We start from the raw sequence: 13,363 nt of genomic DNA, 5'->3' as shown, positions 1-13,363 counted from the left end.
TCCCGGGCCGCCGGGAAACACGAGGAGCCGCCCCCGATGACCCCGCCCGCCGCCGGCGTGACCCCGGCCGCCGATCCGCCCGGTGAGGCGTCGGCCGCCGACCGGGCGCTGCGGGCGGCCGCACGGCACAGCGCCGGCCGCACCGCGGCCGTGGCCGGCTGCTCGCTGGCCGCCGCCTGCGCGGCGCTCGCCGAACCCGCCCTCCTCGGCCACGCCCTCGACCTGCTGCTGCGCCGCGACCCCTCGGGCACCCTGTGGGCCTGGTGCTGCGCGGCCGTGATCGCCGCCGAGGTACTGCTGGACGCCGCGACCGCCCGGCTCACCGGCGGCGTGGACGCCCGCTCCACCGCCTGGCTGCGACGGCGCGGCCTCGGCGCGCTGCTGCGCACCGCACCGCACCACGCCGCCCGCCACTCCCCCGGCGAGGTCTCGGCCCGGCTCACCGCCCACGCCGCGGCCGCCGGGACCGTCCCCGCGGCGGCCGCGACGGCCGTCACGGCCCTGCTTCCGCCGGCCGGGGGGCTCGTCGCGCTGTTCCTCGTCGACGTCTGGACCGGCCTGGCCTTCCTGGCCGGGGTCCCCGTCCTCGCGCTGCTGCTGAGGGCCTTCGCCCGCGCGTCGGACGCCAGCGTGGGCCGTTACCAGCAGGTGCAGCTCACCCTGGCCGGGCGCCTCGCCGAGGCGCTGGCCGGCGCCCGTACCATCGCGGCGGCCGGCACCGCGGAGCGCGAGGCGGCACGGGTCCTGGCCCCGCTGCCCGAACTGGGCCGCGAGGGACGGAAGATGTGGCGGATCTACGGGGGTACCGCCGCCCGCACCGGCGCCCTGATGCCACTCCTGCTGTACGTGGTCCTGGGCGTCGGCGGCCTGCGCCTGTCGGACGGGGCGCTCGGCGTCGGCGGCCTGCTCGCCGCCGTCCGCTACGCGGGGCTCGCGGCCGGCGCCGGGGCCGTCACGGCCCGGCTCGCGGCGGTGGTGCGCGGCCGGGCCGCCGCCCGCCGCACGGCCGCCCTGCTCGGCCTGCCCGAACTCCCCCAGGGGGAAAGGGAGTACGCCGCCGACGGCCCCGGCACGCTGGAGCTGCGCGGGGTCCGTCTGGTGCGCGCGGGCCGGACCGTGCTGAGCGGCGTCGACCTGCGCCTCGCGGGCGGCACCACCACGGCGGTCGTCGGCCGTTCGGGGTCCGGCAAGAGCCTGCTGGCCGCCGCGGCCGGACGGCTCACCCCCTGCGACGGGGGCCGGGTCCTGCTGGACGGCACCCCGCTGGAGGAGCTCACCACCGGGGCGCTGCGCCGCGAGGTCGGCCACGCCTTCGAGCGGCCCGCCCTGTTCGGGGAGACCGTGGGCGGGGCCATCGCCTTCGGGGGCCGGCCCGCCCCCGGCGCGGACGCCGTGCGGGCCGCCGCGCGGGCCGCCGGCGCCGAACCGTTCGTGCTCCGCCTGCCCCGGGGCTACGGCACACCGCTCGCCGAAGCCCCGATGTCCGGCGGCGAACTGCAACGACTCGGCCTGGCAAGGGCGTTCCGCGGGGCCGGCCGGGTGCTCGTCCTCGACGACGCCACCTCCTCCCTGGACACCGTCACCGCCCGCGAGGTGGAGCGTGCCCTGGCCCGCGACGTACGGGCCCGGACCCGTCTCGTGGTGACCCACCGCGCCGCCACGGCCGCCCGCGCCGACCTCGTCGTATGGCTGGAGGAGGGCCGGGTCCGGGCCACCGGGACACACGCGGAGCTGTGGCGGGACCCCGGCTACCGCACGCTGTTCGGGGCCGCCGAGGACCCGGCCGGCCCCGGGGCGCAGCGGTGAGCGGGGACGGCACCTGGCGCCGGGTCGGCGGCGAGGGACGGCGCTTCCTGCGCGGACGTGGCCGGACCCTGCGCCGCCTCGCGCTGTGGTCCCTCCTGGAGTCCGGCCACACCTTCCTCGGCGGGTACGCGGTGGCCCGCGCCCTCGACGACGGCTTCCTCGCCTCCAGGACCGGAACCGGGCTCGCCTGGCTGGCCGTCGCCGGGGCCGGCGCGGTCCTCGGCGGACTGGCCCTGCGGGGGGTCTTCGGCGGGCTCGCCGACCTCGTCGAACCGCTGCGCGACGGCCTGGTGCGCCGGGCCGTGCGCCAGGCCCTGGAGCGCGCGGTCGCCCACCCCGCCCGGGCCGCGCACGACGGGGCCGTCTCCCGGCTGACCCAGCAGACCGAGATGGCCCGGGACTCCTTCGCCGGACTGGTGCTCGTCGCCCGGTCCTTCGTCTTCACGGCGGCGGGGGCGCTGGCCGGGCTGGCGGCGCTGGCGCCGGTGCTGCTCCTGTTCGTGCTGCCGCCGCTGCTCCTGGGGACGGCCGGGTTCCTGCTCACGCTGCGCCCGATGGCCCGGGTGCAGCGGCGGGCGCTCGACACCGACGAGGCCCTGGCCGCGCGGACCGGGGAGCTGGCGGCGGGCCTGCGCGACGTGGTCGCCTGCGGGGGCGGCGCCGAGGCGGCGGCCGGCCCGCGGCTGCTGATCGCCGAACAGGAGCGGCTGACGCGGCTGCTGGCCCGGTGGGCCGCGCTGCGCACGGTGGCGCTCGGCGTCGCGGGCCGGCTCCCGGTGGTCGCGCTGCTGCTGGGGGCGCCCTGGCTGCTCGGGCGGGGGCTGAGCCCGGGGGCCCTGGCCGCCGCCCTGACCTACCTGGTCCAGTCCCTGCTGCCGGCGCTGGACGCGCTCATGGGCGCCGTGGGCTCCGCGGGCACCAGGCTCGTGGTGGTCCTGGACCGGTTCTGCCTCCCGCGACCGGGGCGGGAGCCGGCCGCGGGGGCGCTGAAGCCGGCCACGGAGGCGCGGGAGCCCGGTCCGGAGCCGGTGCCCGCGCCCGGCGGCGGGGGGCTCGCCGCCGAGCTTCGGCAGGTGCGGTTCGCGTACGGGGCCCACGCCCTGCCGGTGGTCGACGGGCTCGACCTGGCGCTGCGCGAGGGGGAGCACCTCGCCGTCGTCGGGCCGAGCGGCATCGGCAAGTCCACCCTCACCGCCCTGCTGGCCGGGCTCCTGCCGCCCGGCCGGGGCACCGTCCTGCTGGCCGGCGCCCCGGCCCTGCGCGGGCCCGGGCGGGGTCCCGATCCCCGGCGGACCCTGCTGCCGCAGCAGGCGTACGTGTTCACCGGCTCCGTCCGCGAGAACCTCACGCACCTGTGTCCCGGGCCGGTGCCGGGGGCGCGGCTGGAACGGGCCGTGGCGGACCTCGGGGCGGCCGGCCTCCTGGAGCGGCTGGGCGGGCCCGACGCGCCGCTGGACCCCGCCGGGCTCTCGCAGGGCGAGCGGCAGCTGCTCGCGCTGGTGGCCGCCCACCTGTCGCCCGCTCCGCTGCTGCTGCTCGACGAGGCCACCTGCCACCTCGATCCGGCGGCCGAGGAGCGCGCCGAGCGGGCGCTCGCCGACCGCCCGGGCACCCTGGTCGTCGTGGCCCACCGCATCTCCTCCGCGGCCCGGGCCGACCGGGTCCTCGTACTCGACGGGAGCCGTGCGGTCTGCGGCACGCACGCGGACCTCCCGGACCGGTCGGCGCTGTACCGGGAGCTGGTGGGGGTCTGGAACGCGCGGGTGTGAGCGGGCCCGTGGCAGCGGGAAGGGGCCGTCCTCAGACCCAGCCGGCCCGCCGGGAGATCCGGATGGCGTCTATCCGGTTGCGGGCGCCGGTCTTGCGGGTGGCGGCGGCCATGTAGTTGCGGACCGTGCCGCTGGCGAGGTGCAGGGCGTGGGCGATCTCCGCGATGGAGTCGCCCTCCGCGGCCCGGGCCAGGACGGTCAGTTCACGGGGGCTGAGCGGCATGGGGTCGGCCTCCAGGAGGGCCGAGGCGAGCGAGGGGTCGACGAACCGCTCTCCGGCGGCGACCTTGCGGATGGCCCGGACGAGGCGGCCGGGCGACCCGTCCTTGTCGACGTAGCCGCGCGCCGCCGCGCGGACTCCCCGCTGGAGGGAGCCGGGCGTTCCGGAGGTGGCGAGCACCAGCAGCGGGTCGGGCGGCCCGTCGAGCGGGCGGGAGGTCCCCGCCCGGGCCTCCAGGGTGGCCGAAGCGCCCGGACAGTCGAGGTCGAGAACGGTCACGTCGGGCCGTAAGGACTCCGCCTCGCGGGCCGCGGAGCGCCAGCCGGCGCACGTGACGTCGAACCCGCCCTCCGATCTCAGGAGGGCGGCCAGCGCCGACCTCACGATGCTGACGCTGTGCAGGACGAGGACCTTGGTCATCCGGGCTCTCCTCGGGTGCTGATCAACGGGCACCAAGCGGGTGCCCAGCAACCACCGGGTAGGAACGCGCGCCGGCGCGGCGCAGGGGGCGCGTGGCCGAACCGCGGCACCCCGGCGGGGGGCCGCGCGGGCGGCCGCACCCGCGCCACGCTCCGCCTGTGCGGCCGCGACGCGGTTGCGGGCGCCGCGGCGGACCGAAGCGGTAGGGCTGATTCCGGGTGCCTTGGGCGGGTCGCGGGGGCGCGTTCGGCGGGTCGCGGGGGCGCGTTCGGCGGGTCGCGGGGGCGCCTTCGGGACCGGGCTGCCCCCTTACCCGGCGAGGTCCGCCAGAGCCGCCAGCAGCCGGCGCACCGCCGGCGAGGGCGGGCCTTCGGGGACCGCGAGCCAGGTGGTCGACGCGGGGCCCGCGAGGGGGCGTACGGCGACGCCGGGGAAGTCGGGCAGTCCGGTGACCTCGTAGAAGAGGGTCCAGGACGGCTCGGCCGCCGAGGCGATCTCCGCGAGGGTCTCGGGGAGCGTGGTGAAGCGGGGGCCTGCGGGCGGCCGGCTCCCGGCCGCCCGCAACAGGCGGGTGACCAGGTCGTGGAAGGGCGGATTGGCGGTCCGGCCGGCGAGCCGGAGCGGGAGTTCCGCGAGTTCGGCCGGGGTCAGGACGGGGCGGGCGGCCAAGGGGTGGCCGGCCGGTACGGCGGCGTACAGGGGGTCCCGCCAGGCTTCCAGGAGGCTGGTGCCGGGCGGGGCGGCCGGGGCGCCGCGGACGAAGGCGGCGTCGAGTTCGCCGTCGCGCAGCAGGCGCAGCCGTTCGGCGGCCGGGACGTGGCGCAGGGTCACGCGGAAGGCACCGGTCTGGTCAGCTAGGCGGTGGAGCAGCCGGGCGGTGCGGGGGCCCCGCACCGGGCCCAGCCGGAGCAGGCCGGCGTTGCCGTCGGCGAGGGCGGCGGCCAGCGCCCGCGTCCGGTCGGCCGCCTCCAGCACGGCGCGGGCCTGCGGCAGGAGTGCCTCACCCAGGCCGGTCAGGACGGTGCGCCGCGTGCCGCGGTCGAACAGCGCGACGCCGAACTGCCGTTCCAGGCGCCCGATCTGGGTGCTGACGGCGGACTGGACGATGCCCAGGCTTTCGGCGGCCCTGCCGAAGCCGCCCGTGTCGGCCACCGCGACGAAGTACCTGAGCTGCCGCAGTTCCATTCGGTCCGCGCTCCCCCGGTGTGACGGGCGCCCGCCCGGCCCGGTCATCTCGGTCCGGGATGGCCGTGATCCTCAACCGGTTCTGGTCCGCCGGTTGTTCCCGGAGTCGAATGGGGTGACCGGATGCCGTCTGCCAGAGGAGTCGCCGTGAACCCGTTCGTCGTACGGTCCGAGGAGGCCGAGCACGTCCCGCTGCCCGCAGGAGCCGGGATGCGGCTCCTCGCCGACGCCGCCGACACGGCGGGGGCGGTGGGTGCCAACCTGCTGCGGCTGGCGGCCGGGGCCGACGGCGCCGGTCCGCACCACCACTCCCGGTCGACCGAGGTGTTCTACGTGCTGGACGGTGCCGCCCGGTTCCGGTGGTGGGGCGCCGGCGGCGACCGGGCCGAGACGGTGGGGGCGGGTGGCCTGGTGGTGGTGCCGCCGGGCACGGTCCACGCGTTCGGCGCCGCTCCGGGGCGGGCGGCGGAGCTGCTCGTCCTGCTGACTCCGGGCGTCGACCGCTTCGGCTACTTCCGGGCCCTGGGGCGGGTCCGGCGGGGCGAGGAGCCCTTCGAGGTCCTGCTCGGGGAGCAGGACCGCTACGACGTGCACTTCGCCGCAGCCGCGCCGCCACTTGACCGGCAATCCGATTAGCCGCCATACTTTCCCCGTGATCCAGCACGCCGACCACGGCCCCGACGCCCCCACCCTCGACCAGGCACGCCGCCAGATCGTCCGCTACGGCCTCACGGCCGATCCGCAGGCGGTCCTGGTCGCGGCGCGGCTGATGGCGGCGGGCGCCCGGATCGGGCAGGCCGGCGAGGTGCACTTCGGCCGCTTCGGCCTCTCCACCGGCCGCTACCGGCTGCTGGCCGACCTGGAGGACCACGGCGGCGAGAAGTCGCCCTCCCAGCTCGCGGCGAGCCTCGGCGTCTCCCGGGCCACGGTGACGGGCCTGGTCGACGGCCTGGAGCGGGAGGGGCTGGTGGCCCGTCGGCCGTCCACCGAGGACGGGCGCGGCAACGTGGTGATCCTCACCGCGCGCGGCGCCGACAAGCTGCGCGACCTGGCACCGGAGCACTTCAGCCGGATGCAGGGACTGGTCGCCGGACTCACCCCCGAGGAGCGCACGATCTTCCTCGACCTGCTGGCCCGGGTGGTCGCGGGCATCGACTCGCTCACCCGGGACTGACGCCGCCCGGGGCGGGCCGCCAGGAGGCGGCCCGCCTTTCTTCCACCCAGATAATTAGGTCACTAATTACCCACCCTGACCTACTGATTAGCCACCTAAACACCTTTGCAGGAGGATCCATGACGCATACGAAGGCTCCCGGCGCTCCCCCGCCGCCCGCCCTGTGGCCCGACGTGCTGGCCGCCTACGCCATGCCCGCCCTCACGGCCGGGCTCGCCGGGGCGCTCACCCGGCAGCCGCAGCTGGTGGCCGCGGCACTCACCACCATCAGCGCAACCTCGGCCCTGGTCGCCGCCGTCCTCGGCGCGGTCCTGCGGCGCCGGCCCGCGCGTATCCGGCCCGCCCGCACCCCGCGCGCGCTCGCGGCAGCCGGCCTCGGCCTGGCGGGCGCGGCGCTCGGCCTGGCCGCCGGACTCGCCGCCGCCCACTGGCTGCCGCAGGTCCCGGCCCTCTCCGACAGCCCCTGGCCGCGCCGCCTGCCGGCCGACCTGCCCGTCTCCGCGGCCATCGCGGCCACCGTCACCGCCTGGCGTCGGCTCCCCGCCGCCCCCCGACCCGTGAGGAACACACCGTGATCGTCATCATGGGCGCCGCCGGCGCCACCGGTGGAGCCACCCTGCGCAGCCTCGCGGCCCTCGGCGTACCCGCCCGGGCCCTCAGCCGCGACCCCGCCCGCCTGGCCGCCGGGCTCGACCGGCGCACCCTCGCCCGTACCACGGTACTGGCGGCCGACGCCGCCGACCCGGACTCCCTGCGGGCCGCCTTCCGGGGCGCCCGCGCGCTCTTCCTCACCATGGCCAACGGCCCGCACCAGGTGCGGTACGAACTGGACGCCGTCCAGGCGGCCGCCGACTGCGGCGTGGGGCACGTCGTCAAGGTGTCCGCTCCGGCCGCCGAGCCGGACTCCCCCGTCGCCGTCTCCCGCGGCCACCATCTGATCGAGGAGCGGCTGCGGTCCAGCGGCATCACCACCACCGTCCTGCGGCCGTACGCCTTCATGCAGAAGCTGCTGCTCCTGGCCCCCGGCATCGCCGGCGCCGGAGTGTTCCACGGCGCCATGGGCGGGGCGCGGTGCAACTACGTGGACGTGCGGGACGTCGGGGACGCCGCGGCCGCGGTCCTCACCCGCCCGGAGACGGCGGGCCGCGCGTATCCGCTGACCAGCGGGCGGGCCTACAGCCACCCGGAACTCGCCGCGCTCCTCGGCGAACTGCTGGGACGGCCGGTCCGCCACCTCGACCTGAGCCCGTCCGCGCTCCACGCCCACCTGGTCGGGCGCGCCGGGATGCCGCCCTGGCTGGCCTCCCACGTGGTGGAGATCCAGCAGCTCGCGGTGGCGCGCGAGGAGACCCCGGACGACACCTTCCCGCGCCTGACCGGACGCGCCCCGCGCAGCCTGGAGGCCTTCCTCCGCGAGAACCTGCACCGGTTCCGCTGACCGGGGGTCAGCAGGGCGGCCCGTCTTGGGCCGTTCGCACGCCCGCGTGATCCGTACGGGCTGTGCGGCCGCCCGTACGGATCACGCCGGGGAGCCGACCACCCGCGTGCGTGGTCGGCTGGGCTCGGCCCGCCGCGGTCCCCGACGGCCGGCCCTCCCCCCAGTCGCATGCATCGCACAAGGAGGAACCTCCATGTCCCGTCGGCACGTACCCGCCGTCCTCGCCCTCGTCACGGGCTCGCTGGTGGCGGTCCCCGCCCAGGCCGCGCGCGCCGCCACCGTGGAGGTCGCCTGCTCGGTCCCGGACCTCGTCGAGGCCGTCAACACCGCGAACGGCACACCCGGAGCGGACACGATCCGGCTCGCGCGCGGGTGCACGTACAAGCTGAGGGCACCGGACCCCGTGCACCCGGGCAACGGACTGCCGGTGATCACCAGCAAGATCACCATCGACGGACGCGGGGCCACGATCGAACGCGGCGGGCACGGGAAGAAGGTGGCGAAGTTCCGGATCATCTACGTCGAGAAGACGGGCGACCTCACGCTGAGACGGACGACCATCCGGGGTGGCTACGCCACGGACTGCCCCGCCTTCCCGGACCCGGTGGGCATGGCCTGCGGCGGCGGCATCTCCAACAACGGGAAGATGAAGATCACCCACAGCAAGGTCACCGGCAACACGTCCGCGTCCAGGATCTTCGCCCAGGGCGGCGGCATCGACAGCCCCGGCTCCGCCGGCGGCATCAGCGACACGGAGGTGAGCGGGAACCACGTCGTCTACGACGGGGACGCCGCCGAGGGGGGCGCCGCGGGCGGCGGCATCTCCAACGACGGTCCGCTGACCGTCACCGGCTCCCGGCTCACCGGGAACACCGCGACCGTCACCCCCCGCACGCGGAGCATCGCCTTCGGGTCCGCCATCATCAGCTTCTTCGGCACGACCATCAGGGACACCGTCATCAGTGACAACCGTGCCTTCGCCAGGGAGGGGATCGCGCGCGGCGCCGTGGCCAACGGCATCCCGGAGGAATTCGGGAGACTGACCGTGACCGGCGGGGCCGTCCGCGACAACGTCGCGGACGCCCCTCAGGGCGTGGCCCAGGGCGGCGGCATCGCCAACAACGCCCTGATGACCGTGACCGACGTGAAGATCAGCGGCAACCGGGCCGTCGCCAAGGACGGCACCGCGCGCGGGGGCGGCATCCGCGTGGGCCCCTTCGGCACGCTCGACCTGAAGGACAGCCACATCACGGGGAACACGGCCGACGCGCCGAACGGGACCGCGCAGGGGGCCGGCATCGACAACCCCGAAGGCGGCGTCCTGAGGGCCGAGCACAACGAACTGCTCCGCAACACCGTCACCGCGAAGAACGGCACGGCGCAGGGCGGCGGCCTCTACCACGCGGAAGGGGTGCTGAGGCCGGGCTCGACCACGCTGGAGCGGAACACCATCACCCACAACCGGGCCGGCGACGGAGGCGGGATCTTCAAGGCCTCCGGCGTCCTCACCCTCAACGGTGACGTGGTCCGCGACAACCGGCCGAACAACTGCGCCCCGTCCGGAGCGGTCCCCGGCTGCACCGGCTGAGGCGCCGCCCTGCCACCACCCTGCCGCGGCCGTGCGACCCCCTGCCGCGGCCCGGCCGCCGGCGGGCTCGCGGCCGGGGCGGATCAGCCGATCGGATGACGGGCGGGTCGGCCGGTCGGGCCGTACGGGAGGGACGGCGGGCGGACCGCCCGCCGGTACCGCCCGGGCCACGATGGGGGCATGAACCCGCACGACCGACTCCTGCTCGACGCCGCCAGGGCCGGGGACACCGACGCGGTGCGCGCCGCGCTCGCCGCCGGCGCCGCCCCGGAGACCCGCGACGAGGACCTGCGCACACCGCTGCTGCTGGCGGTCCTCGGCGACCACCTCCGGGCGGCCGAGGTCCTGGTGGCCGCCGGCGCCGACCCGAACGCCCCCGACTCCCGAGCGGACAGCCCCTGGCTGGTCACCGGCGTCACCGGAAGTGTCCGCATGATGCGGGCCCTGCTCCCGGCCGGACCCGACCTGACGCAGCGCAACCGGTTCGGCGGGATCTCCCTCATCCCGGCCGCCGAGCGCGGGCACGTGGGATACGTACGGGCCGTGCTGGCGGAGACGGACGTCCGCGTCGACCACGTCAACCGGCTCGGCTGGACCGCCCTGCTGGAGGCGGTGATCCTCGGCGACGGGGGCTCCCGCCACGAGGAGGTCGTCCGGCTGCTGCTCGCCGCCGGAGCCGACCCGTGGCTCGCCGACTCCGAGGGCGTGACGGCGTACGAGCACGCGGTGCGGCGCGGCTTCGCCGGTCTGGCCCGGCTCCTGGCAGCGGCGCAGGACCGGTCGGGCGGCGACGGCCGGAGCGGGCCGTGAGCCGCCGGGCCCGTGCGCGGGGGCTGCTCCTGGCCGTCCCGGCCGTGCTCGCGCTGCTGGGCGGCTGCACCGCGCGGGCCGGGGCGGAGGGCGGCGCGGGCCCTGCCTCCGCCGCGCCCGCCCCGAGCGGGACCCCGCTGCCGAGCGGGCGCGCCACCCCCGAAGGGACCCTGCTCGTCGCCGACTTCGGCGCGGACACCGTCACCTTCGTCGACCCCCGGCGCGGCCCGGTGGGGTCCGTGGCCGTCGGCACCGCGCCGTACGGGCTGGCCGTCGGCCCCGACGGGCTCGCCTGGGTGGCGACCGCCGAGGGCGTGGCGGTGGTCGACACGCGCGCCCGCACCCGGGTGGCCCGGATCCCGTACACGACCGGTACGGGTCCGGCCGGCACCGGCGAGTACCGGGGCGGCGGCATGGGCATCGCGCTCGCGCCGGACGGCTCGCGCGTCTACGTGGGGGTCAACGTCCCCGGCGGCCGGGGCGTCCTGAAGGTCATCGACACCGCCGCACGCGCGGTCACGGCGACGGTGCCGGTGGGCCGCCGGCCCTTCGACGTGGACGTCGCCCGTGACGGCGGCGAGGTGTACGTGACCGGCCACGACTCCTTCGACGTCACGGTGGTGGCCGCGGACACCCTCGCGGCGCGCCGCATCGAGGTCGCCCCGTACGGCACCGGGGGCGGGCTCGGCTCCTGGCTCAAGCCGCACTACGCGGTCGTACGCCCCGGTGACGGCCGGCTGCTGCTGCCGTTCGAAGGGGAACGGCTGGCCGTGGTGGACCCGCGCGGCGGCACGGTCGCGGTGGAGCCGATGACGGCCGGAACCCACCAGCACGGCGCCGCCCTCACCGCCGACGGCCGCCTCCTCGTCGTCGGCACGGGCGCCGTGGAGGAGGGTGCGGGACCGTCGCTGGCCGTGCGCTCGCCGGGCGGCGAGGAGCGCGTGTATCCGCTGGACGGCCCGCACGAGGACGTCGCGGTGTCGCCCGACGGCAGGACGGCGTACGTCACCGGCGGCTACACGCGGGACGGCTACTGGAACGGGCTGACCGTCGTCGACCTCGCCGACGGCACCACCCGGCGCCTCCCGGCCGGCACCCGCCCCCTGGGCATCGCCGTCCTGCGGTGAACGCGGCGCGGCGGGCCGGCGGCCGCCTCCGGTCCGGCTAGCGTCTGGGCATGCCACCGCCGGAGACGATCCACTACGTCGACCGCTCGGACATCCTGCCGGGCCGCCTCGACGACGCGAAGGCCGCCATGAGGGAGCTGGCGGCCTTCGTCGAGACGGTCGAACCGCAGCTCCTGGCCTATCACTTCTACGTCGACCGGGCCGGGTCCACCATGACCCTGCTGGCCGTCCACCCGGACGCGGCGTCGCTGGAACTCCACCTCGAACTCGGCGGCCCCAGGTTCCGGGCCTTCGTCCCGCTGATCCGGATGCGCTCCATCGACGTGTACGGCGACCCGGGCCCGTCGGTGATGGACCGCCTGCACGCCAAGGCCGCCCTCCTCGGCGACGGCACCGTCACGGCCCATGCCCGGGTGGCCGGTTTCACCCGCTGACGGCCGCGGCCCGGACACGCCCGGTGCGAGGGGTTCCGGGTGGGCCGAGCGGCCGTGGTGGCGCGCGGCGACGGGCCGGGGCGGGGGCGGGGGTGCTAGTGGTGTGAGCCGCCGTCCCACCGCACCTCACACCGGGAGACATCCGTGCCCACCCGCGCCTCCGTACGCCGTTTCCGCGCCGGTCTGTCCGCCGCCGCGCTCACCGCCGCCGCGCTCGGCGCGCTGCTCCCGCCCGCGCAGGCGGCCGGCACACCGCCCGGCCCGGGTCCGGACGAGCGCCTCCAGCGGCAGCTGGACCGGCTCGTCGCCCAGGACGACGGCCCGCCCGGGGTGATCGCCGTACTGACCAAGGGCGGCCGGACGCGGGTGTACACCGCCGGTGTCGGCGACCTCGCCACCGGGCGCCCGCCGCACCTCGACGACCACATGCGCGTCGCCAGCATCGCGAAGGCGTTCAGCGGGGCCGTCGCGCTCCGGCTCGTGGACCAGGGGGCGCTCTCCCTCGACGACACCATCGGCGAACTTCTGCCCGAACAGCCACAGGCCTGGCACGCTGTGACACTGCGTCAGCTGCTCCAGCACACCAGCGGCCTGCCCGACTTCTCGGCCGCCCCGGCGTTCCTGCGGATCCTCCAGGCCGACCCCCGGCACGTCTTCGACTCCCGCCGCCTCCTGGACTTCGTCGCGCGCGAGCCGCTGCTCTTCGTTCCGGGCTCCCTGTACGAGTACTCCAACTCCGACAACATCGCCGTCGCCCTGATGGCCGAGGCCGCGACCGGCCGCCGCTACGAGGACCTCCTGAAGGACCTCGTGTACCGGCCCCTCGGGCTGCGCCGGACCAGCCTGCCCCCGGGCTACCGCCTGCCGCGCCCGTTCCTGCACGGCTACGACGTCTCCCCGCCCGCGGCGCCCGAGGACGTCAGCGAGGCCGTCGGCACCTCGGGGGTCTGGGCCTCCGGAGGGATCGTCTCCACCCCGCGGGATCTGGGCGCCTTCATCCGCGCGTACGGCGGTCCCGGCCTGCTGTCGCAGAAGACCCGCGCGGAGCAGCTCGCCTTCCGTCCCGGGGACGCTTCCGAGCCCGCCGGCCCGGGCACCAACGCCGCCGGGCTCGCGCTCTTCCAGTACACGACCCGCTGCGGCGTGCTGTACGGCCACACCGGCAACTTCCCCGGCTACACGCAGCTGGCCGCCGCCACGCCCGACGGCACGAGGTCGCTCACGTTCTCCATCAACACCCAGACGAGCAAGGGGAACAAGCCCGCCCTGCTAGCCCGTCTCCGCACGGTCCAGGAGGACTTCGCCTGCGCGCTCCTCAAGGACCGCTGACCGGGCGGTCCGAGGCCGATTGTCAGTGGCGGGTGCGAGGATCGGAGCATCAAGTCGGGAACG

13 protein-coding genes are annotated in these 13,363 nt (G+C 76.9%); 11 read left to right on the top strand and 2 right to left on the bottom strand.

Features of this window, described 5'->3' with window-relative positions; translation table 11 throughout:
• Positions 1–36 precede the first annotated feature (36 nt).
• Positions 37–1,806, top strand: coding sequence for an ABC transporter ATP-binding protein (locus tag D1J60_RS32965; protein WP_125823645.1), 1,770 nt, complete (start codon positions 37–39; stop codon positions 1,804–1,806).
• Positions 1,803–3,575, top strand: coding sequence for an ABC transporter ATP-binding protein (locus tag D1J60_RS32960; protein WP_206436691.1), 1,773 nt, complete (start codon positions 1,803–1,805; stop codon positions 3,573–3,575). The genes D1J60_RS32965 and D1J60_RS32960 overlap by 4 nt, the downstream gene beginning before the upstream one ends.
• A gap of 31 nt (positions 3,576–3,606) precedes the next feature.
• Here the strand turns inward: D1J60_RS32960 and D1J60_RS32955 are convergent, their stop codons facing one another.
• Both D1J60_RS32955 and D1J60_RS32950 read right to left on the bottom strand, forming a co-directional pair.
• On the bottom strand, positions 3,607–4,215 hold the full coding sequence (locus D1J60_RS32955; protein ID WP_125823643.1) for a response regulator transcription factor: 609 nt from the start codon (positions 4,213–4,215) through the stop codon (positions 3,607–3,609).
• A gap of 309 nt (positions 4,216–4,524) precedes the next feature.
• A complete protein-coding gene (locus D1J60_RS32950) occupies positions 4,525–5,400 on the bottom strand; it encodes a LysR family transcriptional regulator (protein WP_125823642.1) in 876 nt (291 codons plus the stop codon).
• 147 nt (positions 5,401–5,547) lie between these two features.
• Here D1J60_RS32950 and D1J60_RS32945 point away from each other — a divergent pair, with 147 nt between their 5' ends.
• The 9 genes from D1J60_RS32945 (at position 5,548) to D1J60_RS32905 (ending at position 13,300) form a co-directional block, all read left to right on the top strand.
• The gene (locus D1J60_RS32945) at positions 5,548–6,036 is read left to right on the top strand and encodes a cupin domain-containing protein (protein ID WP_241253497.1); all 489 of its coding nucleotides are present in this window, start codon (positions 5,548–5,550) and stop codon (positions 6,034–6,036) included.
• A 16-nt stretch (positions 6,037–6,052) separates the two neighbouring features.
• A complete protein-coding gene (locus D1J60_RS32940; protein WP_241253496.1) occupies positions 6,053–6,574 on the top strand; it encodes a MarR family transcriptional regulator in 522 nt (173 codons plus the stop codon).
• Positions 6,575–6,693: 119 nt separating this feature from the next.
• The gene (locus D1J60_RS32935; protein WP_125823640.1) at positions 6,694–7,149 is read left to right on the top strand and encodes a hypothetical protein; all 456 of its coding nucleotides are present in this window, start codon (positions 6,694–6,696) and stop codon (positions 7,147–7,149) included.
• Positions 7,146–8,012 carry an NmrA family NAD(P)-binding protein gene (locus D1J60_RS32930; RefSeq protein WP_125823639.1) on the top strand — a complete coding sequence of 289 codons (867 nt, stop codon included), beginning with the start codon at positions 7,146–7,148 and terminating at the stop codon, positions 8,010–8,012. Before D1J60_RS32935 ends, D1J60_RS32930 begins: the two co-directional genes overlap by 4 nt.
• Before the next feature lie 193 nt (positions 8,013–8,205).
• Positions 8,206–9,600, top strand: coding sequence for a hypothetical protein (locus tag D1J60_RS32925; RefSeq protein WP_125823638.1), 1,395 nt, complete (start codon positions 8,206–8,208; stop codon positions 9,598–9,600).
• A gap of 180 nt (positions 9,601–9,780) precedes the next feature.
• On the top strand, positions 9,781–10,410 hold the full coding sequence (locus D1J60_RS32920) for an ankyrin repeat domain-containing protein (protein WP_125823637.1): 630 nt from the start codon (positions 9,781–9,783) through the stop codon (positions 10,408–10,410).
• Positions 10,407–11,537: a YncE family protein gene (locus D1J60_RS32915; protein ID WP_125823636.1), complete on the top strand. Its 1,131-nt coding sequence runs from the start codon at positions 10,407–10,409 to the stop codon at positions 11,535–11,537. The genes D1J60_RS32920 and D1J60_RS32915 overlap by 4 nt, the downstream gene beginning before the upstream one ends.
• A gap of 50 nt (positions 11,538–11,587) precedes the next feature.
• Complete coding sequence (locus D1J60_RS32910; RefSeq protein WP_125823635.1) at positions 11,588–11,971, top strand: hypothetical protein; 384 nt, start codon at positions 11,588–11,590, stop codon at positions 11,969–11,971.
• A 144-nt stretch (positions 11,972–12,115) separates the two neighbouring features.
• Positions 12,116–13,300 carry a serine hydrolase domain-containing protein gene (locus tag D1J60_RS32905; RefSeq protein ID WP_125823634.1) on the top strand — a complete coding sequence of 395 codons (1,185 nt, stop codon included), beginning with the start codon at positions 12,116–12,118 and terminating at the stop codon, positions 13,298–13,300.
• Positions 13,301–13,363 lie beyond the last annotated feature (63 nt).

Source organism: Streptomyces sp. W1SF4 (assembly GCF_003950035.1).
Classification (GTDB): Bacteria; Actinomycetota; Actinomycetes; order Streptomycetales; family Streptomycetaceae; genus Streptomyces; species Streptomyces racemochromogenes.
Note: the sequence above shows the minus strand (reverse complement) of the source record. Positions and strands in the feature narration are given on the sequence as shown.

Coding starts and splice junctions, on each gene's coding strand:
- D1J60_RS32965 (WP_125823645.1), top strand. CDS start 37: ATGACCCCGCCCGCCGCCGGCGTGACCCCGGCCGCCGATCCGCCCGGT.
- D1J60_RS32955 (WP_125823643.1), bottom strand. CDS start 4,215: ATGACCAAGGTCCTCGTCCTGCACAGCGTCAGCATCGTGAGGTCGGCG.
- D1J60_RS32910 (WP_125823635.1), top strand. CDS start 11,588: ATGCCACCGCCGGAGACGATCCACTACGTCGACCGCTCGGACATCCTG.
- D1J60_RS32935 (WP_125823640.1), top strand. CDS start 6,694: ATGACGCATACGAAGGCTCCCGGCGCTCCCCCGCCGCCCGCCCTGTGG.
- D1J60_RS32950 (WP_125823642.1), bottom strand. CDS start 5,400: ATGGAACTGCGGCAGCTCAGGTACTTCGTCGCGGTGGCCGACACGGGC.
- D1J60_RS32925 (WP_125823638.1), top strand. CDS start 8,206: ATGTCCCGTCGGCACGTACCCGCCGTCCTCGCCCTCGTCACGGGCTCG.
- D1J60_RS32920 (WP_125823637.1), top strand. CDS start 9,781: ATGAACCCGCACGACCGACTCCTGCTCGACGCCGCCAGGGCCGGGGAC.